The 21,713-nt window shown below is 41.3% G+C and carries 22 protein-coding genes; 19 read left to right on the top strand and 3 right to left on the bottom strand.

The genetic code is table 11. The features are described 5' to 3' along the window. Position 1 precedes the first annotated feature (1 nt). From H5200_RS05325 to H5200_RS05290, 8 genes are all read left to right on the top strand, one after another. Positions 2-2,209, top strand: coding sequence for a chemotaxis protein CheA (locus H5200_RS05325; RefSeq protein ID WP_182761089.1), 2,208 nt, complete (start codon positions 2-4; stop codon positions 2,207-2,209). A gap of 68 nt (positions 2,210-2,277) precedes the next feature. Continuing rightward, the gene (locus tag H5200_RS05320; RefSeq protein ID WP_182739668.1) at positions 2,278-3,420 is read left to right on the top strand and encodes a chemotaxis response regulator protein-glutamate methylesterase; all 1,143 of its coding nucleotides are present in this window, start codon (positions 2,278-2,280) and stop codon (positions 3,418-3,420) included. Continuing rightward, positions 3,413-4,177: a flagellar motor protein gene (locus H5200_RS05315; protein ID WP_182761088.1), complete on the top strand. Its 765-nt coding sequence runs from the start codon at positions 3,413-3,415 to the stop codon at positions 4,175-4,177. The genes H5200_RS05320 and H5200_RS05315 overlap by 8 nt, the downstream gene beginning before the upstream one ends. 5 nt (positions 4,178-4,182) lie before the next feature. Beyond that, positions 4,183-5,142, top strand: a complete 960-nt coding sequence (locus H5200_RS05310) for a flagellar motor protein MotB (RefSeq protein ID WP_149981470.1) — start codon at positions 4,183-4,185, stop codon at positions 5,140-5,142. Positions 5,143-5,150: 8 nt separating this feature from the next. After that, positions 5,151-5,921, top strand: coding sequence for a ParA family protein (locus H5200_RS05305; protein ID WP_149981469.1), 771 nt, complete (start codon positions 5,151-5,153; stop codon positions 5,919-5,921). Between the two features lie 3 nt (positions 5,922-5,924). Further along, positions 5,925-6,710, top strand: a complete 786-nt coding sequence (locus H5200_RS05300; RefSeq protein WP_149981468.1) for a chemotaxis protein CheW — start codon at positions 5,925-5,927, stop codon at positions 6,708-6,710. Between the two features lie 19 nt (positions 6,711-6,729). Further along, positions 6,730-7,227: a chemotaxis protein CheW gene (locus H5200_RS05295; protein WP_145239335.1), complete on the top strand. Its 498-nt coding sequence runs from the start codon at positions 6,730-6,732 to the stop codon at positions 7,225-7,227. Positions 7,228-7,243: 16 nt separating this feature from the next. After that, positions 7,244-7,648, top strand: coding sequence for a DUF2802 domain-containing protein (locus tag H5200_RS05290; RefSeq protein ID WP_145239332.1), 405 nt, complete (start codon positions 7,244-7,246; stop codon positions 7,646-7,648). A gap of 13 nt (positions 7,649-7,661) precedes the next feature. On the opposite strand, the gene H5200_RS05285 is transcribed toward H5200_RS05290, so the two are convergent. Both H5200_RS05285 and H5200_RS23890 read right to left on the bottom strand, forming a co-directional pair. Further along, complete coding sequence (locus H5200_RS05285) at positions 7,662-7,970, bottom strand: EscU/YscU/HrcU family type III secretion system export apparatus switch protein (RefSeq protein WP_145239329.1); 309 nt, start codon at positions 7,968-7,970, stop codon at positions 7,662-7,664. Between the two features lie 3 nt (positions 7,971-7,973). Beyond that, positions 7,974-10,640: a flagellar hook-length control protein FliK gene (locus H5200_RS23890; RefSeq protein ID WP_259399173.1), complete on the bottom strand. Its 2,667-nt coding sequence runs from the start codon at positions 10,638-10,640 to the stop codon at positions 7,974-7,976. A 102-nt stretch (positions 10,641-10,742) separates the two neighbouring features. Between H5200_RS23890 and ccmA the strand changes: the two genes are divergently transcribed. Genes ccmA through H5200_RS05230 form a run of 10 tightly spaced genes read left to right on the top strand, consistent with a single transcriptional unit; the run spans position 10,743 to position 18,506 of the window. Further along, the gene (gene ccmA / locus H5200_RS05275) at positions 10,743-11,363 is read left to right on the top strand and encodes a cytochrome c biogenesis heme-transporting ATPase CcmA (protein ID WP_149981467.1); all 621 of its coding nucleotides are present in this window, start codon (positions 10,743-10,745) and stop codon (positions 11,361-11,363) included. Then, positions 11,363-12,049 carry a heme exporter protein CcmB gene (gene ccmB, locus H5200_RS05270; RefSeq protein ID WP_182718172.1) on the top strand — a complete coding sequence of 229 codons (687 nt, stop codon included), beginning with the start codon at positions 11,363-11,365 and terminating at the stop codon, positions 12,047-12,049. The genes ccmA and ccmB overlap by 1 nt, the downstream gene beginning before the upstream one ends. A 1-nt stretch (position 12,050) precedes the next feature. Then, the gene (locus H5200_RS05265) at positions 12,051-12,788 is read left to right on the top strand and encodes a heme ABC transporter permease (protein ID WP_149981466.1); all 738 of its coding nucleotides are present in this window, start codon (positions 12,051-12,053) and stop codon (positions 12,786-12,788) included. Positions 12,789-12,790: 2 nt separating this feature from the next. Further along, on the top strand, positions 12,791-12,994 hold the full coding sequence (gene ccmD, locus H5200_RS05260; RefSeq protein ID WP_182739670.1) for a heme exporter protein CcmD: 204 nt from the start codon (positions 12,791-12,793) through the stop codon (positions 12,992-12,994). After that, positions 12,991-13,470, top strand: coding sequence for a cytochrome c maturation protein CcmE (gene ccmE, locus H5200_RS05255; RefSeq protein ID WP_149981464.1), 480 nt, complete (start codon positions 12,991-12,993; stop codon positions 13,468-13,470). The genes ccmD and ccmE overlap by 4 nt, the downstream gene beginning before the upstream one ends. A 1-nt stretch (position 13,471) precedes the next feature. Then, a complete protein-coding gene (locus tag H5200_RS05250; RefSeq protein ID WP_182761087.1) occupies positions 13,472-15,439 on the top strand; it encodes a heme lyase CcmF/NrfE family subunit in 1,968 nt (655 codons plus the stop codon). Next, positions 15,436-16,008 carry a DsbE family thiol:disulfide interchange protein gene (locus H5200_RS05245; RefSeq protein ID WP_182718169.1) on the top strand — a complete coding sequence of 191 codons (573 nt, stop codon included), beginning with the start codon at positions 15,436-15,438 and terminating at the stop codon, positions 16,006-16,008. Before H5200_RS05250 ends, H5200_RS05245 begins: the two co-directional genes overlap by 4 nt. Continuing rightward, positions 16,005-16,466, top strand: coding sequence for a cytochrome c-type biogenesis protein (locus tag H5200_RS05240; RefSeq protein WP_182739671.1), 462 nt, complete (start codon positions 16,005-16,007; stop codon positions 16,464-16,466). Before H5200_RS05245 ends, H5200_RS05240 begins: the two co-directional genes overlap by 4 nt. Next, positions 16,467-17,765: a c-type cytochrome biogenesis protein CcmI gene (ccmI, locus tag H5200_RS05235; protein WP_182761086.1), complete on the top strand. Its 1,299-nt coding sequence runs from the start codon at positions 16,467-16,469 to the stop codon at positions 17,763-17,765. Positions 17,766-17,774: 9 nt separating this feature from the next. Next, positions 17,775-18,506: a VacJ family lipoprotein gene (locus H5200_RS05230; protein ID WP_182718166.1), complete on the top strand. Its 732-nt coding sequence runs from the start codon at positions 17,775-17,777 to the stop codon at positions 18,504-18,506. 67 nt (positions 18,507-18,573) lie between these two features. On the opposite strand, the gene H5200_RS05225 is transcribed toward H5200_RS05230, so the two are convergent. Then, positions 18,574-19,797 carry an EAL and HDOD domain-containing protein gene (locus H5200_RS05225; protein WP_182718219.1) on the bottom strand — a complete coding sequence of 408 codons (1,224 nt, stop codon included), beginning with the start codon at positions 19,795-19,797 and terminating at the stop codon, positions 18,574-18,576. A 378-nt stretch (positions 19,798-20,175) separates the two neighbouring features. Between H5200_RS05225 and putP the strand changes: the two genes are divergently transcribed. After that, positions 20,176-21,687: a sodium/proline symporter PutP gene (gene putP / locus H5200_RS05220; RefSeq protein WP_149981458.1), complete on the top strand. Its 1,512-nt coding sequence runs from the start codon at positions 20,176-20,178 to the stop codon at positions 21,685-21,687. Positions 21,688-21,713: the final 26 nt, after the last annotated feature.

Here is a 21,713-nt window from a genome sequence, read left to right as displayed (position 1 = left end):
CATGAGCTTTGAAGTCGATGAAGATATTTTACAAGATTTTCTAGTAGAGGCTGGAGAAATTCTTGAGCTTTTGTCAGAACAGCTGGTGGAGCTTGAAAATAACCCAGATGATACCGAATTACTCAATGCAATTTTCCGTGGTTTTCATACGGTAAAAGGCGGCGCAGGCTTTTTAAGCATGACTGAACTAGTCGATGCTTGCCATGGTGCAGAGAACGTTTTCGATTTATTGCGTCAAGGTGTTCGTAAGGTTAATTCCGAACTGATGGACGTGATCTTGCAAGCACTCGATACTATCAACGAAATGTTTGCGACTATCCAAAGTAGAGAAAAACCAGAACCAGCAAATCCAGAATTACTCGCTGTTTTACATAAATTGGGGCTGCCGCCAACGGCTGAAGAATTAACTGGCAGTGCTGAACCTGCAGGCGATATCCCTGTTGTTGATGCTGATGATATTTTAGATGATTCTGACGATCCATTTGCGCTAGACTCATTATTTGATGGTCAAGTTGATAGCGATCAAAAAGATGTTCAAATCGATGAGATAACAGAAGATGAATTTGAGAGTCTGCTTGATGAGCTCCACGGACAAGGGAAAAGTCCTATAACGCCAACAACCACTGTCAGCAATGAATCATCAAATAGTGATATTACTGATGATGAATTTGATAATTTATTGGATGAATTGCACGGTATTGGTAGCTTCGGTCTAGTAAGTAATAAAGATACTGCAGGCACCGAAAGTGCTGCGCCTAAACCGACCCAAGCACCTTCAGCATCGACGAAAAGTAATGGTCCAGATGAAATCAGCGATGATGAATTTGAAGCTTTACTTGATGAATTACATGGTAAAGGCAGCGCGCCACAAGCGGTCGCTGAGACTGAGCCAGCACCCGCTAAAAAAGCACCAACACCTGCACCTGCACCTGTTGCCGCAGCTAAGCCAGTGCCCAAACCAGCAGTGTCTGAGCCTGTGAAAGCAGCTGAAAAATCCGCACCAGCTCCAGCGACAGCTGTTGCTAAAAAACCAGCTCCTCCACAAGCTGATACGACGGTGCGTGTTGATACAAAACGCCTAGATCAAATAATGAACATGGTTGGTGAACTGGTATTGGTTCGCAATCGTTTAGTCAGTTTAGCAACCAATACTGAAAGTGAAGCGATGGGTAAAGCCATTTCGAATCTTGATGTAGTAACCGCAGACTTGCAAGGTGCGGTAATGAAAACGCGGATGCAACCGATCAAGAAAGTGTTTGGTCGTTTTCCTCGCGTAGTCCGTGATTTAGCCCGCAGTTTGAGAAAAGACATTAACTTACTGCTCGTGGGTGAAGAAACCGATTTAGATAAAAACTTAGTTGAGGCACTGGCAGATCCTTTAGTCCACTTGGTGCGCAACTCGGTTGACCATGGTATTGAAATGCCTGATGTGCGTGAAGCGGCAGGTAAGTCAAGAACTGGGACTGTTACTTTATCAGCATCGCAAGAGGGTGATCATATTTTGCTCACCATTCGTGATGATGGTGCAGGTATGGACCCTGAAAAACTGAAAAAAATAGCAATCAATAAAGGGGTGCTTGATCACGAGCAAGCAGCTCGATTATCTGATACAGAAGCCTATAACCTTATTTTTGCACCAGGCTTTTCCACCAAAGAACAGATCTCTGATATTTCGGGTCGTGGTGTGGGTATGGATGTGGTGAAAACCAAAATTACCCAACTAAATGGTTCTGTGAGTATTCAATCTGAGCTAGGTGTAGGCACAATCCTAGAAATTAAAGTACCGTTAACGTTGGCTATTTTGCCGACATTGATGGTGGTTGTCGGTGAGCAAACATTTGCATTACCACTGGCTGGTGTTAATGAAATATTCCACCTAGATCTAACTAAAACGAATGTAGTTGATGGTCAATTAACCATTATTGTTCGTAAGAAAGCACGACCGTTGTTTTATTTAGAACATTGGTTAGTTAAAGGTGCTGACAGATCATTACGCAAAGCTCAAGGCCATGTTGTAATTGTACAAATTGGTACGCAACAAGTTGGTTTTGTAGTGGATTCATTGATTGGTCAAGAAGAAGTTGTTATTAAACCGCTTGATGCTTTACTACAAGGAACACCTGGTATGGCAGGTGCAACGATCACGTCTGACGGTGGTATAGCGCTGATCTTAGATGTTCCAAACCTGTTAAAACACTACGCAGGTTAGGCCAATTCTTATCTTATTGTGAGGGCTAAATATGGCTCTCACAGATAAAATTTAACAAGAGTATGCCAATGGCAGTTAAAGTTTTAGTTGTTGATGATTCAAGTTTCTTTCGCCGCAGAGTGAGCGAAATACTCGAGCAAGATAAGGATATCGAAGTAATTGGTTTTGCGGTAAATGGCCGAGAAGCGGTCGATAAAACAAATCAACTTCGTCCAGATGTAATCACCATGGATGTTGAAATGCCCGTGCTTGATGGCATTAGTGCTGTAAAAGAAATCATGGCAGCAAATCCAACCCCTATTCTGATGTTCTCCTCACTGACTCGTGATGGCGCAACAGCAACCTTAGACGCACTTGATGCGGGTGCTCTAGATTTTTTACCGAAAAAATTTGAAGATATTGCTCGTAATAATGAAGATGCGATTAAGTTATTACAAAATAAAGTAAAAGAAATTGGACGCAAGCGTCTTTCGCGCTTTAGTCGGCCGACAACGCCTCCTGCATCGGCACCAATACCTCCCGTTTCTGCAGGTACAACAAGTCGCCCTGCGATAACTCAACCAGATCGAAGCTTTAACCGGAGCGCTGCACCTGCGACTAATATTGCAGCTAACACTCGCGCTTCAGGAAAGAAATATCAAATAGTTGCAATAGGTACTTCAACGGGAGGACCTGTTGCACTGCAAACAATTCTGACTCAGTTGCCCGCTAATTTTCCGCACCCTATTTTGTTAATACAGCATATGCCAGCTGCGTTTACGCCAGCATTTGCCGCACGTTTAAACGGCTTGTGCAAAATAAAAGTAAAAGAAGCACAACAAGGCGACCGATTAATGCCAGGCGTCGCGTATCTAGCGCCGGGCGGTCAACAAATGTTGATTGAGGGACGGGCTGGCAATCGCACTTTACGTGTTTTTGAAGACGATAGTGCCCGGATCACCTATAAACCAAGTGTTGATGTTACTTTTGCAAGTACAGCCAAATCGTTCCAAGGTGATGTATTAGCTGTGGTACTTACAGGCATGGGCGCAGATGGAAGAGACGGTGCAAGAATGCTTAAACAAGCCGGCGCTACTATTTGGGCACAAGATGAAAAAACCAGTGTGGTATATGGTATGCCACAAGCGGTTGCTAACGCAGGGTTATCATCGGCAAGCATTGCGCTTGAAGACGTTGCTAATCGGTTAGTTCGAGAGATTGGTTGTGGATAAGTTGTCGTTTCTAGGCCTGTTCGTTGCACTTTTGGCGATTGGTTATGGCTACTCACTAGAAGGCGGTGTTGTGAGTGCTTTATTTAATGGCCCGGCATTAATCATTGTGTTGGGCGGTACGTTAGGTGCTGTAATGCTACAAACACCAGCAAGTACGTTTAATAAAGCATTAAGAATAAGCCACTGGGTATTTTTCCCACCAAGTTACGATATCAACAGAGCAATTGAGCAAGTTAAAAGTTGGTCACAAAAAGCCCGCCAAGAAGGGTATTTAGCACTTGAAGAAATAGCGTTAACCCATCCGGATCCATATGTTGCCAAAGGCTTGAGTTTACTGATTGATGGCAACAGTGAGCAAAAACTCAGAGAAACACTAGAAATTGATTTGTTGCTAGAAAGAGAACGGCTGCTTGAAGCCAGTCGAGTTTATGAGGCGTTGGGCGGTTACAGTCCTACCATCGGTATATTAGGCGCAGTGCTTGGTCTGATCCAAGCGATGTCATTTATCACTGAACCTGAAAAGTTAGGTGCAGGGGTTGCGACTGCTTTTCTTGCCACCATTTATGGGGTTGGCTTAGCAAATTTATTGTTTTTACCTATGGCTAACAAGCTCAAACAACAAGTAGAACAAAAGATGCTGTTTCATGAGTTATTAGCTGAAGGAATTATTGCCATGAGCCAAGGTGATAGCCCTGTCAATATTGAGCTGAAACTTGAAGCGTATCGTGTAGAGCGTCCAAGTCAGCTTCAAGAATAATTATTATGATGCGCCGTCGACTTCGTCACTCATCGACCAAAAGTCAGCATACAGAACGTTGGCTAGTGTCGTACGCTGATTACATGACTATTATGTTTGCATTCTTTGTAGTGATGTATGCGATTGCGATTAATAAAGAAGAAAGCTTCCAAATTTTATCTGATTCGCTGGAGCAGGTTTTTGACAAGTCAGCTCGTCAGTATAGTCAAGAGGGTCAAGGCGTGACGGGGACCGGTTTATTAACCGATAGAGTGACTCCTGAAAACGAACTACTGTTTGGTGAAAGTATTCAAAAGCAAGAAGCTGGCCCAGAGTTACTGGATGGACAAAGCGATACCAGTAATATAAAACAAAAACACTTAGGCAAACCTTTAGATAGCTTATTAACTAAATTACAATCAGCCTTGATCGATGAAATACGCGATGGCGAAGCAAGTTTAGAGTTGCACCAAGACTGGTTGATCATTGAATTAAGCTCAGGAATGTTATTTTCCAGTGGCAGTGCTGTGGCGCATCAACGCGCGAAAGCAGTGATAAAATTAGTAAACGATATTATTGCCCCAGTAGATAACTACGTTAGAGTGCGTGGTTATACCGATAATGAAACCATTCATAATGAAATGTTTCGTTCTAATTGGGAGCTATCTGTTGCAAGAGCGACCTCGATTTTAGTCGAACTTGATGCATTAGGTATCAACCCTGCGCGCATGGCCATTGAAGGATATGGACAGTATTCACCTTTTGCTGATAATGATACAGAGCAAGGACGTGCTGAAAATCGTAAAGTAGTCGTTGCATTATCAAAATATGGTTTGCCACCCAAGCCCATTGTTACAACCGAGCAACCAGCAACAGAAACTGAAGCAGAGCAACCAATTGAGTTGCCAAGTGATGACAACACTATTAAAGTGATCCAACTCCCACACGGTGGTATAAGAATTACAACGCGCAACGAACAAAAATAAGGTGTGATGTGAAAATTTGGACGGTAGCAAATCAAAAAGGTGGAGTAGGGAAGACGACCACGGCTGTGAGCTTAGCTGGTATATTAGCGCTGCAAGGAAAGCGAGTATTACTGATTGATACCGATCCTCATGCATCTTTAACGTATTACTTTGGCATTGATTCAGAAGATTTAGAAGTCAGTGTATATGATATATTTGCCCGTGGAAACAGCATGGCAAGTGAAGAAATATTGCAAGCTTTGTGTCCATCGAACATAGATAACTTAGATATTCTTCCTGCAACGATGGCAATCGCGACACTTGACCGCAGTATGGGTAATAAGACCGGAATGGGGCTTATCTTAAAAAAAGCTTTAGCAAAAATTAGTGAGCATTATGATTACGCTATTTTAGACTGTCCGCCAGTGTTAGGTGTATTAATGGTTAACGCATTGGCTGCAAGTGAGCGCATTTTAGTGCCAGTACAAACTGAGTTTTTAGCACTCAAAGGACTAGACCGAATGATGCGGACCATGGAATTAATGCAAAGCTCGCAATCAAAGCAGTATCAATATACCATTATCCCTACAATGTATGATAAGCGCACTAATGCATCCCTTGAAGCATATAAGACATTACAGCAAACGTACCAAGAAAAAGTATGGCCAGGGGTAATACCCGTAGATACTAAGTTCCGTGATGCAAGTTTAGCTCAACAAGTACCGATTCAGTATTGTCCACGCTCAAGAGGTGTTTATGCTTATCGCGCATTACTCGATTATTTGATTGAACAAGGTTAATGAATGAGTAAGCAATTATTTGCTAATGAAAAAGTAATGACCCAGTACTTGGGGGCTTTACTGTGCGAAGACGATGAGTCAACAGACTTACACCCGGTTGCAAAATTACTCGAACAAGTTCCATCCACAGAAAGTAGCAATAAAATGCCACTCAAGGCGTCGCAGCAAACCATTGTGCAGCCAAACGCACTTGATGAGCCAAAGACTAGTATTGAGGAAGAAATACCCGCGCCCCTTGAGAAACCACAGATCCAAGCTAATATCAAAGATATAGCTAAAGTGAGTGAACAGCTAAATGTTGCTGAAGCTAAAACTCCTGTACAGCGTCAAGAAGATTATTTTGATGGTGAGTTTCAGGCGTTATTCTTTGAAGTGGCTGGGCTTACCCTCGCAGTACCATTAAAAGCATTAGGTGGTATTCATCAATTAGGTGAAGTTAATCAGCTTTTTGGTAAACCCAAGTGGTTTAAAGGAGTGATGCTAAATCGTGATGAGAATCTTAATGTAGTTGATACAGCGCTTTGGGTGATGCCAGAAAAGTATACCCAAGAGTTAGAAGACAAATTAAACTACCAATACTTAATTACTTTAGGTAATAGCCAATGGGGATTGTTGGCTGAAAAGCTGGTTAATAACATTACACTACGCAGTGAAGATGTGAAATGGCGAGCTAAAAGTGGCAAGCGGCCTTGGCTTGCAGGTGTAATTAAAGAAAAAATGTGTGCCTTAATTGATGTGCAAAGCTTAGGTCAATTATTAGAGCAAGGTTTAGATAGCCGCGACCAGTAACGATATTCGGAGTAATAACATGAGTGAACAAAGATTATTATCAAGCAGTAAAAATACCGATGGCAATGATGAAGTATTGCAGTGGGTAACTTTTAAGCTTGAATCAGAAACCTATGGTGTGAATGTGATGCAAGTGCAAGAGATTTTGCGTTATACAGAAATTGCTCCAGTACCAGGTGCTCCAAGCTATGTTTTAGGGATTATTAATTTACGTGGCAATGTTGTAACAGTAATCGATACGCGTGCACGATTTGGTTTGATGTCTGCAGAAGCAACAGACAATTCACGAGTATTAATTATTGAAGCTGAAGAGCAAGTCATTGGTATCTTAGCCGACAGTGTAGCAGAAGTGGTTTATTTGCGTAGCTCAGAAATTGATAGTGCACCAAACATTGGTACTGAAGAAAGTGCCAAGTTTATTCAAGGTGTCAGTAATCGTGATGGTGAATTATTGATTTTAGTTGATTTAAATAAATTACTAAATGACGAAGAGTGGGATGAGTTGAGCGATTTATAACGCTTACGGAAAAACTATGTTGTTATACTCGTTGCTTGGAGTCTCAATTGTACTGGTGTTAGTATGCTTGGGACTAATTTTTATTAATAATAATAAGTACGCTGCAGCATTAAAAAGCAAAATACTGCAACTGCAAGAAACTCAACAACAGCTCAGTATTTTACGCAGTGAAGTCGCAGAAATGCGCACCGGTATGCTAAGTATTGGTAAGCGATTAGTCGCTGTAGAGCAGCGAAATCAAGAGTTAGCGCAATTACAAGATGCGCAAAAATATGACGATCCTGATGCGAAAATTTATTCTCGAGCAGTGAAAATGGTTGAACTAGGTGCCGATATTGAAGAGATCATACGAGAGTGTGAACTTCCGCGTGCCGAAGCAGAACTATTAATGTCGTTACATCATCAAAAGGGCGCTAATTAGCGCCTTTTACTTTTTACGCCTGAATATTTAACTTGCCTTGAAAGTCTTGCCAGCCTGGTGGGAATTTACCCCGCAGTACATATGAAAAAGCAATCAGTTCGGCAATCACATAATACAGTTCTCTTGGGATCTCTTCGCCAAGCTCTAAATGCGATAACGTTTTAGCCAATGCTTCATCTTTGTGGATCAAAATTCCTTTTTCTTCTGCAGCTTTAATGATCTCTTCTGCGAGCTCACCAAACCCTTTACTACTGACTGTAGGAGTACGACCGGCTTCGTAAACTAAACCAATTGCAGACTTATGTTTTGGTATCTCACTCATGGCTTAAACCTTAATATTAATAATGGCATGGGATTGATAAAAAGCTTGGTGTTGCGGCGCACCTTGGCTTAGCTTCATTTCACCAACTTGTAGGCCATGAGCTGTTAATTTATGACGCAAACTCTCAAGGTGCGGATGAGCCATTGCGGTGATATCTTGGCTTGAGGCAAGTAATTGACAATCGAGTGCTTTATCCATTAATTCAGCGGTGATCTGTAATTGGCCAAGCTCAGCGTAATCAAAATTAAGTCGCACAAACCAAACATTTTTAGCTTCGAGTTTATTTTGGCTTGGTTTTTTATATTGTCCTAATGAAATTTCTGTTTGTGCGGTTTCCGGTGGCAGTCGCATCGGCAGTAAAAATTGTACTAACGGATTATTATCAGGCTGCTGATTGATGGGGGTGCTGTTAATTTGGCTAATTGCAGTTTTTATTTGGCTCAGCTCAGCCGCTAAGGCTTGTGATTGTGGCTGTAGTAATTGTTCTTGCAGTTTCTGTGGGTTAGTTGCTTTAAAGTTAGGCACTAATATTTGTAATAAAGCATCAAGTGAGCTTTGACTGTTAAAATTCAACGCACTGATATTTGCTAAGCTTGGAGCCGCTAAAATCGCCACTGCCAAATGCTCAATAGATTGGCTAAAACTATTTTGCAGGGCACTAGTGGTTAAGCTTTCTGGACGCAAAACACTGAGTATTTCTCGTTGAATGGTTAACGGTTGCAACGATTGGCTGTCAATCATGCGGCTAAAAGCTTGATTGACTAGCCGATTTAAATCGACATTATTACTTACTTTGGTCGCTGCTAGTTTATTAATTTGTGAAGCGATATGCTGTTTATCGTAGTTTGCTGCTGATTTAAAATTAGGTAGCGGCTTTTCGATAGGCGTTTTTAAAAGTGGTGCCAATAATTTGGCTTCCAGTGGCAAGCTAATCTGGCTGGCTGGCAAAGCGCTGGTTATCGGTCCTTTTAATAGTGCTTCTATATGTAAGTGAGTACTTGCTTTTAGGTTGTCGTTGTTTAGCTGTGCTGTTAGAGATGCTACTTTGGTATCTACTCCTGCAGCAAAAGGTGGAGTTGTTTTTAATTTTTGCTGAGCATCGGCTATAACTGTTTTGGCGACAGCGCTATTATCACTGACATTGACAGTTGTACTATTGGTTTTGCTGGGTAGAACTTGTTCGGGACTGTGTGCTAGCGCTTTAGCGATAGGTTCTTTGTTTAGCTGAGCAGGTTGAGCATTAATATCAGATGCTGCTTGTTTTGGATTAACAGTAACCTGCGGTGTTTTATTTTGCGCTACTGTAGTTTGCTCGCTGGATTGAATCGCGGCAGCTAGTTTATTTAATTGTTTGTAGTTATCGGTATCTTTGCTCAGTGGCGCCGCAGTAGTACTGTTATTTTTAACCGCATTAGGCTCTGTAATACTTGCTAAACCGGCTTTTAATCGCTGAAATAACTGTACCAGGGGAGGCGATTGATGATAATGCTTTGGCAGCGCGGTACCTTGGCTAATATCTGTCAGTAATGGTTGGGTGTTGCTTGTCGCCATTGCCACAAGGTTTATTTGCCTGAGTGATTTGGGTAGTAAGGTTTGTGCAGTTTGATCTGTTGGTGTTAGTGATTGTGCTACAGCTGATTTATTGCTGACTTGACTAAATGGTTTGCTTTCAAAATAGCGTACAGCGTCACTGATCCGGGTTTTTAAGTCAGCAAAACTGTCTTGCAACCACGAGCTTATTGGGCTGCTGCTGACCAATAAGGGGCTGCTAGGTGCGACACTTGTTTGGGTATTAAACTGGCCTGGTACATGGCTTTTTTGTAGCAATGAATTAAAAGTATGGGCTAATGAATTTTTTAACTGCAGAGCTATTTTTGGTAGCTGCGTTTTTATTATTAATTGTTCATTAAGCGCATTTAATTGTACTTTTTGAATTACCCCACCAGGCTGAGTTGAGTGTATGCTGTGATTATTTAACGGCTGCTGCAGTGCGAGCTTAATATTGCCATTATAATTATTAAAGCTCAGTATTGCGGTATTTTTATCTAGCTGTAGCTGCCCATTTGGTACCAGTTTACTGAGCCAAAGAGCAAGTTTTGCTTGGCTGATTGGCTGCTGGTGAAGTGTATCAGCAAAGCGATTAACAACACTTAAGGTAAAATTATTGCGGTTCGGGGTAATTATTGCTTTTAGATCTTGCTCATTGTGCAGTAGTTGGGCGACTTCTTTATTGATAGGAATACTGGCGTGTAACTGATTTAACAGTAATTTTGCAGCAGGCTGTAAAATAATTTGCAACGACAAAGGTTTATTCTCGACCTGAACACCACTGTTAATTAAATTTAAAACACTTTGCAGTTGGTTTGTTTGACGCAAGCTGATCTCAGCTTGCTTTGGTAAAATAGTGAGTTGTTTACCATCATTACTGAGTTGAATATCGGCACTGGCAATTTTTTGAGTGTTTGTTTCAGTGCCAGTTGTAGCTAAGCGTAATGTTTGCCAATGCTTATCAACATAGACTTCCATCTGCACAGAGCCTTTGGCGAACACGATGTTTTTAGCGCTGAGTGTTTGCTCGCTGAAAACAGGTAATTGCTGTGCAACGCCATTGTGCGACGAATGACTGACAGGAAGCGAATTCGCTAATGTTATCTGTGTAGGTTTGTTCATTATTTTAAATCAAGTTTTTGTTAATCGGTGCAAAGCATTATTCGTATTACCCTATCATTATGCTAGACTAACGCCTAATTTTGGGTATAGAGAATCATCATCTTGTTACACATTAAGTCCGTCACCTGCATCAAGCAAGAACGTTGTTTGTTTGCGGATCTTAATTTCAGCTTGAAATCAGGCCAAATCATGCAATTAGCAGGCCCAAATGGGGCTGGTAAAACATCCTTGCTGCGTATAATTGCGGGTTTTTCTGCGCCCGATGAAGGACAAGTTATGTGGCAAGGTGAATCAATTGCTAAAAATTATGATGAATTTGCCCGGCAATTGTTATTTATCGGCCATAAAACAGGGGTGAATAGCCAACTTAGTGCGATTGAAAACCTGCGATTTTGGTTACAGATTCAAGGTTACGACACTGAGCAAGATCTTTACTCATTATTAGCTAAGATTGGCTTAGTTGGTCTTGAAGATGTACCTGTGCGTACTCTATCTGCTGGTCAACAACGTCGTGTTGCGTTGATCAGACTTTGGCTTAATGATGCGAAGTTATGGGTGCTGGATGAGCCATTTACAGCCTTAGATAAAGCCGGTATCGCATTTTTGCAGCAACGCTTTTTAGCTCACCTAGCACAAGGTGGGGCGATTTTATTAACCACCCACCAAGACTTAACGACCCACTTTAATGAGTTGCAAACCGTTACTCTGGAGTACCGACACTGATGTTACGCCAGCATTCATATTGGCAGCTATTTAGTGCCGTTTGTAAAAAAGATTTACGGCTGGCATTTCGCCAGCGTGCTGAAATCGTAAACCCCATTTTGTTCTTCTTAATTGTTATTACATTATTTCCGTTAGCAATTGGTCCTGAGCCCGGTCTACTTAGCCGTATGGCACCTGGTATTATCTGGGTCGCTGCGTTACTTTCAACCATGTTAGGCTTAGATAAACTATTTCGTGATGACTATCATGATGGTAGTTTAGAGCAATTGATTGCTTCATCGTACCCGTTACCGTTGACGGTGCTTGGCAAAGTCGTTGCCCATTGGATTATTACAGGCTTGCCGTTGGTGTTGATGACGCCGCTGTTCGCCTTGTTATTAAATTTAGACAATCAAGCATTGATTGCAACGGTGCTTACCTTGCTATTGGGTACGCCATTACTTAGTTTTATCGGCGCTATTGGCGCTGGGCTTACAGTGGGATTACAAAAAGGCGGCATTTTGATGAGTTTATTGGTCTTGCCTTTATATATCCCCGTATTAATTTTTGCAACGTCTGCTATCGATACCAGCACAATGTCGCTGGATTATAGTGGTCAGCTTGCCATCCTTGGTGCGATGCTTGTCATTGCAATTATCAGCGCACCAATTGCCATATCGTCAGCATTGAAAGTGAGTGTAAGTTAATATGTGGAAGTGGTTACATCCCTACGCTAAAGCAGATCGTGCATATCAATTATGCAATACGTTACTGCCCTATTTTGCCGTGATAACGGTTGTCTTTATGATTATTGGTTGGGTCTGGGGGTTAGCCTATGCACCAGCTGACTATCAACAAAAAGACAGTTATCGCATTATTTTCATTCATGTACCGTCAGCTATTTTGTCGATGGGGGCTTATTCATCAATGGCTATTGCGGCAGTGATCGCTTTGGTATGGCAACTTCGTAATGCCGAGTTGGCGGTGATTGCCATCGCACCTGTTGGCGCATGTGTAACTGCAATTGCACTTATTACTGGCGCCGCTTGGGGTAAACCTATGTGGGGTGCCTGGTGGGTATGGGATGCACGACTTACGTCTGAGCTCATTCTATTATTTCTATATTTGGGGGTATTGTCTTTATATCATGCCTTTGAAGATAAAAAAGCAGCAGGTCGAGCTGCATCTATTTTAGCTATTGTGGGGGTAATTAACCTACCCATTATCCACTTTTCGGTTGAGTGGTGGAACACCTTGCATCAAGGTGCCACTATTACCAAGTTTGATACGAAAGCCATTGATTCAAGTATGTTTTGGCCATTAATGGTAAATATAGTCGCGTTTGCTGGTTTTGTTGGCATGGTGACTTTGATGCGTCTTAAAAATGAAATTTTACAACGTGAAAAGCATCGCCCTTGGGTGCGTCAGTTGTTAAATAGGGGCTAGTTATGCAGTTTGATTCTTTTTCTGATTTTATTGCCATGGGCGGTTACGGCTTTTATGTGTGGCTTTCTTTTGGTTCATGTGCACTGATTTTATTAGGTATTTTAGTAAGCTCTTTTAATGATACTAAGCGCATTATGGCTTCTGTGCAGCAACAAGCTGAACGAGAGGCTCGCATTAAACACGCTCAACAGGAGAATCAAGCATGAACCCAAGACGTAAGAAACGTTTGCTTGGCGTCGTCGCTATTGTATTCGGTATTGGTGCCGCCATCGGTTTAGTATTGTATGCGCTGCAAGAAAATATTAACTTATTTTATACTCCAAGTGAGTTAATTGAAGGTAAAGGCCCGAATAAAGAAAAGCCGCACATTGGTCAAAAGTTGCGTATTGGCGGTATGGTGGTCCCAGGATCAGTGATTCGAGATGAAACCAGCCTACAAGTAAGCTTTACCTTGATTGATACAGGCCCTTTAGTAACGATCAAATACCAAGGTATTTTGCCTGACTTATTTCGCGAGGGGCAAGGGATTGTTGCTCAAGGTGTGTTGATTGAACCTAATGTAATAGAAGCGTTTGAAGTATTGGCTAAGCATGATGAAGAATACATGCCTGCTGAAGTTGCGGAAGCGGTGAAGGGGATCAAACACGAAAAACCTAAATATAACTTAGAAAGTGGCAATTAAGATGATCCCAGAACTCGGTTATTTTTCCCTAACACTGGCCATGGTGCTGAGTGTTTTATTGTGTATTTTTCCTCTATGGGGCGCACATACTGGTAATTTACGGTTAATGCGTGCAGCTCCTTCATTAGCTGTTGGCCAATTTGTATTTGTATTAGTGTCATTCGCTGCCTTAATTTATGCCAGTTTAACCGATGATTTTACCGTCGCGTACGTGGCTTATCATTCTAGCAGTACCTTGCCTTGGTATTATAAAATCACTTCAACCTGGGGTGGGCACGAAGGTGCTATTTTATTGTGGCTAGTAATGCAAGCCGGTTGGACAGCAGTAGTAGCACTGCGCTCTAATTCACTGCCTTGGATACTGCGTGCTCGTGTATTAGGTGTGTTAGGCTTTTTAGGTGTTGGCTTTATGCTTTACACCCTGTGGATGTCAAATCCATTTGAATTATTACTGCCGTATTTTCCTGTCGAAGGGCGCGACCTTAATCCGCTATTACAAGATCCAGGGATGATCATCCATCCACCTTTATTATATATGGGTTATGTTGGTCTATCGGTTTCTTTTGCATTCGCAATTGCAGCGTTATTAACAGGTAAACTTGATAATACGTGGGCTAAGTGGTCACGTCCTTGGACAATGACTGCGTGGGGATTTTTAACACTAGGTATTACTATTGGAAGCTGGTGGGCATATTCCGAGCTTGGCTGGGGTGGCTGGTGGTTTTGGGATCCCGTTGAAAACGCATCGCTTATGCCTTGGTTAGTAGCTACTGCATTATTGCACTCATTATCGGCAACCGAAAAACGCGGTGTATTTAAATCATGGACCGTATTACTTGCGATTGCTGCATTTTCATTGAGTTTACTGGGCACCTTTATTGTTCGCTCTGGCATTATTGTGTCAGTGCATGCGTTTGCTACCGATCCTGATCGTGGCTTATTTATCTTAGCGTTTTTAGCGATAGTGGTTGGTGGTGCGTTAACCTTATATGCATTTAGGGTATCGCAAGTACGCAGCGAAGGTCGTTACAAACTGGTATCACGTGAAGTGGCGTTATGGCTCAATAATATATTTTTAGTGGTTGCTACATTTATTGTGTTACTGGGTACTTTATTACCTATGGTTCATAAAGAAATGGGCTTAGGCAGTATTTCAATTGGCGAACCATTCTTTAATAAAATGTTTGCCATTATTTTGGTGCCGTTTGCCATCTTAATGGGCATTGGCCCTCTGTTACGTTGGAAGCAAAATAAGTGGTCTTTTTTACAAAATAAACTACTTGTGTCAGCGTTAATGAGCATAGTGATCAGTGCTGCTTGGTTATATTCAAGTTATGCCAGCGTAGCGCCTTTAACTTTATTGGCGACCACGCTTGCGATATGGATTGTGATCACCACCGGTGTTGATTTATATGTTAAAGCTACTTTGCAAACTAACTTTAGCCAAGGTCTTAAAAGGTTAGGACTTAGTTATTGGGCTATGGTACTAGGGCATGTTGGTATTGCCTTTGTTATCGCAGGTGTCACTTTAACTTCGGCGTATTCGGTTGAACGTGATGTTTCGATGAAGCCGGGCGAAATCGTACAGTTAAATCAATATCAGTATCGTTTTGAAGGGGTATACACTATTCGTGGTGCAAACTACAGTGGTCATGCTGGAGAAGTGAGCGTCCTGAAAAATGATAAACTAGTCACTGTACTGCATGCTGAAAAGCGCCGTTACGATATTGGTATGCAATTTATGACTGAGGCTGCAATTGATGCTGGCTTTACCCGTGATTTATACCTTGCTCTGGGTGAGCAATTAAATAACGGCGGTTGGTCATTGCGCATCTATCACAAGCCATTTGTACGTTGGATGTGGATTGGTGGTGTATTGATCTCACTTGCCGGTTTTATGATTTTAGGTGACAAACGTTACCGTACTAGCAAGAAAAAAACCGATAAGTCACAGGAGAAACTGGTATGAACCGCAAGTTGTTAGCGCTGATACCTCTGCTGGCATTTGTTTTAGTGTGCGTGTTTTTATTTCAAGGTTTGTTTTCAAACCCAAGAGAAATTCAAACCGGTCGGTTAGGTCAGCCAATGCCAGCCTTTGATTTACCTGATTTAATGCAGGATTCAAAGCGTTGGCAAGATAGCCAATTAAAAGGCGATGTATATCTACTCAATGTATGGGGCACTTGGTGTCCTACCTGTTTAGCTGAATTAGATTATTTAACCCAATTGCGAGAGCAAGGCGTTAAAATTATCGGGCTTTACTATGTACAAAGTTATGATGCTGACTTTGATGGTGAATTTGATATGCCAGCGCTACGTGAAGAAGTGACGTCAATGTTAAGTCGTGCCGGTGATCCGTATCAGTTTAATATTCTTGACTTACACCGTACTCTTTCGCTTGATTTAGGTGTGTCAGGTGCACCTGAAACATTTTTAGTGGATAGCAAAGGCACCATTTTATTGCACCATACTGGCGATATAAACCCACGAGTTTGGCGTGCTAAATTTGCTCCCTTGATGCAGGAATTACAGCCATGAAATATTTTTTAATTGCTTTAATGATACTAGCCAGTGGCATAGCTATGGCAGAGCAAGATCGTTACCAATTTGATAACAACGAACAAGCGCAACGCTTTACTGAGTTAACTAAAGAATTACGTTGCCCTAAATGTCAAAATCAAAATATCGCAGATTCAGATGCTGTGGTTGCGAAAGATTTGCGCGAAAAAGTATTGGCGTTAGTCAAAGAAGGCAAATCGAAAGACGATGTGATTGAATATATGATTGACCGCTATGGCTATTTTGTTCACTACGATCCGCCAGTAACGCCAGCAACATTAGTGCTATGGGTATTACCTATTTTGATAGTGGTATTTGGCTTTGGCTTTATTATTTTTCGTCAACGTAAGGCTGCGGTTAAGCAAACATGGAGTGAGCAAGATGAGGCGTTATTAGCCAAGCTCATTGCGAAAAATGAACGTCAGGAGCAGATTTAAATGATACTAATGTGGGTTTCTTTTGCATTATTAACCTTATTAGCTGTGACGTTTGTGGCATTGCCGTTTTTGAGTAAAGAGCGGGTACAAAGTCTCACTTACAATGCTAATTCAGAGCTTATTGCCATCTACCATCAGCGCCTTGGCGAGCTGGCAAATGATTTAGCAAATCAACGTATTGACCAAGTTAACCATGATGAGTCTGTGATTGAGCTCAAACGTCGTTTACTAAATGAGTTATCGCCTGAAAAATCACTGATGAGCAGAGGCAATAACCGTATTTTTGCATTAACAGGCAGTGCATTTTTAATCGCTTTTACCGCTGTATTTTATACCGCAACTGGTTCACAACAACAGTTGCAGAACTGGCACAGCGCCATGGATAATTTAGCAGTTTATGGTGAACGAGCCGTGATGCAACAAGGCGAACCTTTAACCCAAAATGAATTACAAGCGTTTGCGTTAGGGCTACGCACTAAACTTGCGCAAAGTGGTGATGATCAAGTGGCTTGGATGCTACTCGGTCGTGTTGCAATGTCATTGAATGAATACGACATGGCGCAACAGTCATTTGATAAAGTGCTACGCATGGATCCTGACAACATGCCTGTGCTGATCAGTTACAGCCAAGTACTATTACTTGAAGGCAGTGATGTAAATATGACGCGCGCTGCGGGTATGCTCTCTAAAGTGCTCAAAGACGATCCAACTAACCTTGATGCTATTTCATTGTTAGCGTTAATTGCTTATGAGCGTCATGATTGGTTGCAAGCAAAAGCAGCATTCGAAGTGCTTTTAAAGAGTATGGATGAGCAAGATACTCGCTATGACATGATTGCTCAGCGAATTACTGAAATTGAACAAAATATTACAGCTGAAAACACACAACTAGCACCTGCATTGCAACCACAAGCTGAGCAGGGCAGTGGCGAGGATAATAACGCAGCTAAAATGAGTGCTATCAAAGTTACCGTTAATCTTGCGCCACAGCTTGCGGACAAGCTTCCAATCCAAGGTACCTTATTCGTATTTGCAAAAGCTGCCAATGGTCCGCCAATGCCGCTCGCAGTGGTAAAATTAACAGATTATAGTTTTCCAATTGAAGTACAGTTAAGTGATAGTAATGCTATGGTCGCAGGGTTAACGCTTTCAAGCGTTGATAAAATTATTTTAACTGCACGCATTTCAAAGGATGCATCAGTAATGCCTTCAACGGGTGAGTTGGAAGGGCGTTCAGATGTGTTAGAACGTAGCCAAACCAAGGCTTACGATTTACTTATCAATGAATTAATACCTTAAGGATAAAAGATGTTAAGACAGAGTTTAGTTTTGTTTGGGCTATTGGTGCTAGCAGGATGCGCGCAAGTGCCTGACGAAAAAATAGATGAGCGAGATCCACTACAATCATTTAACCGTCCAATGTATGATTTTAATATGGATGTACTTGATGCTTATGTTCTGCGCCCTGTTGCGGTAGGGTATGTGGCCGTAACACCAACACCGGTGCGCCGTAGTATCGTCAATTTTACTGGCAACATTAGTGCACCAACTGATGTAGTTAATGCCACGCTACAAGGTAAAGCGGGTAACGCAGGCGTGAGCTTAGCGCGGTTTTTAGTTAATTCAACTGTGGGTATTTTTGGCTTATTTGATGTTGCGACATCGCTTGGTTTGAATATTGTCGATGAAGACTTTGGTCAAACTCTGGGGGTATGGGGAATAGGCGACGGTGCTTATTTAATGCTACCGGGAATGGGACCGTCAACAGCGCGTAACCTAACGGGTGCAGTGGTTGATGGCTATGTGTTACCAAAAATTGCCTTAACCACGCCACAAACTGTATTGGTGTTTGCGTTAAAGGCTGTAGAAGCTCGGGCTTCTTTAATACCACAAGAAAGCTTATTGAATGAGTCACTCGATCCGTATATTTTTATGAAAGACATTTACTTTCAACGTCAGTTATATGAGTTGTATGATGGTAATCCACCGGTTGAAAAAGAGCCCGACGATTTTGATGAAGACTTTTTAGAAAGCCTTTAATGTGTATTTTCAGGTTAAATAAAAATGCCAGCGTCTAAGCTGGCATTGTTATTTACGGTATTATTTATTATCCTGCCAGCACTTTCATTTGTTCATTAGCCCAGTTAACGGCATCATGATACGCATCTGGCACTTTACCAGCGCCAAGACCAAGCTCATCTTTAATCGCGTTTGCACCTTGCCAATTGGCTTGTTCGTATAATTTTACTAAGCGCAGATATTGTGCCAGTAAACCTTGATCCTCTAATAATGCTAACTTTATGTCGTTGGATAATGGTAGCTTTTTCATCACGCTTTGCATATCTTCATCTAATATGGCATCCATTAATGACATCATACCGGTTAAAAAAGCCATGCCCGTATCTTTGAGTTTATTATGGTTTATAGCTAGCAACTCAGTAAAGCGTGCTCTGGTTAACGATAAGCGTATTAACTCTGCGGGTTTATCACCAGCAACTTGAGCTGCAAACAACAAGGATAAAAACTTTTTAATTTCTGCTGCACCTAGCACAATTAGTGCTTGTTTGATGGTGCTGATCTCAGCTCTGCGCTTAAATGCCGCTGAATTACTATAACGTAATAATTTATAAGAGAGGTTTACATCTCGCTCAAATACGTCGGTAATTTTCTTTAAATTGACTTCAACAGTGGATGTCTCATAAAGCAGCTCGGCAAGAGCTATCTCTGATGGCGGCAAGGTTTTACTTTGCACCATTTCTGGTTTGGAAAAGAAAAACCCCTGAAAGTAAGTAAAGCCAAGATCTAATGCTAATTGATACTTTTCGTAGGTTTCTACCTTTTCTGCTAATAATTTTATATGCGGATAAGGTTTAATTTCTTCGATTATGGTGTGGATAGTGTCAACGTCACAATTGATAAAATCTATTTTAATAATATCAATAAAAGGATAAAAATGACGCCATACAGGCTGGTGAATATAATCATCCAGCGCGAGCGTATAACCTTTTTGTTTTAAGTCTTTGACGATCGCGAGCAAGCGTTTCCCTGGTTGAATTGTTTCGAGTATTTCTACAACAATCTGATCTTTACCAAGCAGAGTTGGGTAGCCTTTTTGTAATGTTTCAAGCGTAAAGTTGATATACGCTGGTTTATTATCGGTGAGATCTTCTAAACCAAAATTGAATTGACTACCTTCAATTAGCCGAGTGGTTGCCTCGTCACCATCAATATCAGGGAATACATTATCAACGCCATCACGAAAGAGTAGCTCATACCCTACAAGTTGTTTGTTTCGATCTAAAATTGGTTGGCGTGCAGCATAAAAATACATAAACAGCGGGTCCACATCAGTTAAGCGATTACTTGGGCAATATAAGATAAAACAGCATAAATAGCATTAATTATATTTAGAATATCAATGCTATAGTATTAATTAATTGATACATCATCGATCTAATCCTAAGGTAATTAAGTATTAATTACCATGTTCTGTAGTTAAATAATTAACCATCAGATAAAAACAACTCCACCTTATATCATTACTTGGCTACCTCAGTAAGTGGAGTTATTCACCCTTTGCGTGATATAGTCAAGTTCTAGGTTGGTTTTTACACCAATAATGACTTTATATAGTATTGATTTATGAGTCATTATTAGGATTGAAAGCCAGGTTTTAACTTCAGAGTTGGAGGCGAGTTTGGAAACTGGAATGATTATTTCTTTAGCTGCGTATTTTATCGTAATGCTAGGTATTGGCTTGTACGCTTATAAGCAGTCTACCGCCGATGTGTCGGGTTATATGTTGGGTGGCAGAAGTTTATCACCAGCTGTAGCTGCACTATCTGCAGGTGCATCGGACATGAGTGGTTGGCTACTTATGGGTTTACCCGGTGCTATGTATCTATTTGGCTTAAGTAAAGTTTGGATTGCGATAGGTTTAGTACTTGGTGCTTGGGCAAACTACTTTTTAGTCGCGCCAAGGCTACGTGTCTATACTGAAAAAGCGAATGACTCGATTACCATCCCAGATTACTTTGCTAATCGTTTTGCTGATAATAAAAATATATTACGAGTCATCTCGGCAATCGTGATCATCGTTTTCTTTACACTTTATACTTCTTCAGGCGTTGTCGCTGGCGGTAAATTATTCGAAAACTCATTTCAGATGAGTTACGAAACAGGGCTTTATGTGACAACCGGAGTCGTCGTACTCTATACATTGTTTGGTGGTTTCTTAGCTGTTAGTTTGACTGACTTTGTGCAAGGTTGCATTATGTTTGTCTCGCTACTTGCTGTACCTATTGTTACTTATACGATGCTAGACCAGCCAGTGTTAGACACACTTGCTAATGCCAGCTATGACTTGCTGTTAAGCGCTCCGAAAGAGAGCGAAGTCCACTCGCTTAATATGTTAGATTGGTTTGCTGGTGGTTCAACTATCGCTATTATTTCTGCAATGGCATGGGGCTTAGGTTATTTTGGTCAACCGCATATCATAGTACGTTTTATGTCAGTACGGTCAGTGAAAGATATGCCAACTATGCGTCGTATTGGTATGTCGTGGATGACTTTATCAGCGATTGGTGCAGTGTTAACTGGACTATTTGGTGCCGCTTACATGATCGAAAATCAAATGCTGATTGACGATAAAGAAACTATATTCTTAGTATTATCTGAATTGGTTTTCCATCCACTTATTGCCGGCTTTTTACTTGCTGCTATTTTAGCTGCGATTATGAGTACTATTTCATCTCAGTTATTGGTTTGTTCAAGCTCTTTGACTGAAGACTTCTATAAAATTTATTTAAACCGTGATGCATCACAAACCGAGCTGGTTTTAGTTGGGCGAATTAGTGTACTACTCGTTGCATTATTTGCTATTTATTTGGCTTATGATCGCGATAGTTCTATTTTAGATTTAGTAAGTAATGCATGGGCTGGTTTTGGGGCTGCGTTTGGCCCGTTAGTATTACTTAGCTTGTATTGGAAGCGAATGAATCTACAAGGTGCGATCAGTGGCATGGTTGTGGGTGCAGGGACAGTGTTGATCTGGATATACGCGCCAATCACTATAAATGGTGAGAGCCTCAGCAGTATCATTTATGAAATTATACCGGGCTTTATACTTGCAACAATTGCAATCATTACAGTGAGCTTATCAACAGCGCCACCAAATAAAGAGATCACCGAATTATTTGATGAAGTTGAACGAGGGCTATAACGGGTAGTAATTTTTATAACTAAAAA

The sequence above is a fragment of the Pseudoalteromonas sp. SG43-7 genome, from assembly GCF_014164295.1.
GTDB classification, from domain to species: Bacteria; Pseudomonadota; Gammaproteobacteria; order Enterobacterales; family Alteromonadaceae; genus Pseudoalteromonas; species Pseudoalteromonas rhizosphaerae.
Note: the sequence above shows the minus strand (reverse complement) of the source record. Positions and strands in the feature narration are given on the sequence as shown.

Excerpts from the sequence above, each read along its gene's own strand:
- H5200_RS05325 (WP_182761089.1), top strand. The coding sequence starts at position 2 with ATGAGCTTTGAAGTCGATGAAGATATTTTACAAGATTTTCTAGTAGAG.
- H5200_RS05320 (WP_182739668.1), top strand. The coding sequence starts at position 2,278 with ATGGCAGTTAAAGTTTTAGTTGTTGATGATTCAAGTTTCTTTCGCCGC.
- H5200_RS05310 (WP_149981470.1), top strand. The coding sequence starts at position 4,183 with ATGATGCGCCGTCGACTTCGTCACTCATCGACCAAAAGTCAGCATACA.
- H5200_RS05300 (WP_149981468.1), top strand. The coding sequence starts at position 5,925 with ATGAGTAAGCAATTATTTGCTAATGAAAAAGTAATGACCCAGTACTTG.
- H5200_RS05295 (WP_145239335.1), top strand. The coding sequence starts at position 6,730 with ATGAGTGAACAAAGATTATTATCAAGCAGTAAAAATACCGATGGCAAT.
- H5200_RS05290 (WP_145239332.1), top strand. The coding sequence starts at position 7,244 with ATGTTGTTATACTCGTTGCTTGGAGTCTCAATTGTACTGGTGTTAGTA.
- H5200_RS05285 (WP_145239329.1), bottom strand. The coding sequence starts at position 7,970 with ATGAGTGAGATACCAAAACATAAGTCTGCAATTGGTTTAGTTTACGAA.
- H5200_RS23890 (WP_259399173.1), bottom strand. The coding sequence starts at position 10,640 with ATGAACAAACCTACACAGATAACATTAGCGAATTCGCTTCCTGTCAGT.
- ccmB (WP_182718172.1), top strand. The coding sequence starts at position 11,363 with ATGTTACGCCAGCATTCATATTGGCAGCTATTTAGTGCCGTTTGTAAA.
- H5200_RS05265 (WP_149981466.1), top strand. The coding sequence starts at position 12,051 with ATGTGGAAGTGGTTACATCCCTACGCTAAAGCAGATCGTGCATATCAA.
- ccmD (WP_182739670.1), top strand. The coding sequence starts at position 12,791 with ATGCAGTTTGATTCTTTTTCTGATTTTATTGCCATGGGCGGTTACGGC.
- ccmE (WP_149981464.1), top strand. The coding sequence starts at position 12,991 with ATGAACCCAAGACGTAAGAAACGTTTGCTTGGCGTCGTCGCTATTGTA.
- H5200_RS05250 (WP_182761087.1), top strand. The coding sequence starts at position 13,472 with ATGATCCCAGAACTCGGTTATTTTTCCCTAACACTGGCCATGGTGCTG.
- H5200_RS05245 (WP_182718169.1), top strand. The coding sequence starts at position 15,436 with ATGAACCGCAAGTTGTTAGCGCTGATACCTCTGCTGGCATTTGTTTTA.
- H5200_RS05240 (WP_182739671.1), top strand. The coding sequence starts at position 16,005 with ATGAAATATTTTTTAATTGCTTTAATGATACTAGCCAGTGGCATAGCT.
- ccmI (WP_182761086.1), top strand. The coding sequence starts at position 16,467 with ATGATACTAATGTGGGTTTCTTTTGCATTATTAACCTTATTAGCTGTG.
- H5200_RS05230 (WP_182718166.1), top strand. The coding sequence starts at position 17,775 with ATGTTAAGACAGAGTTTAGTTTTGTTTGGGCTATTGGTGCTAGCAGGA.
- H5200_RS05225 (WP_182718219.1), bottom strand. The coding sequence starts at position 19,797 with ATGTATTTTTATGCTGCACGCCAACCAATTTTAGATCGAAACAAACAA.
- putP (WP_149981458.1), top strand. The coding sequence starts at position 20,176 with ATGATTATTTCTTTAGCTGCGTATTTTATCGTAATGCTAGGTATTGGC.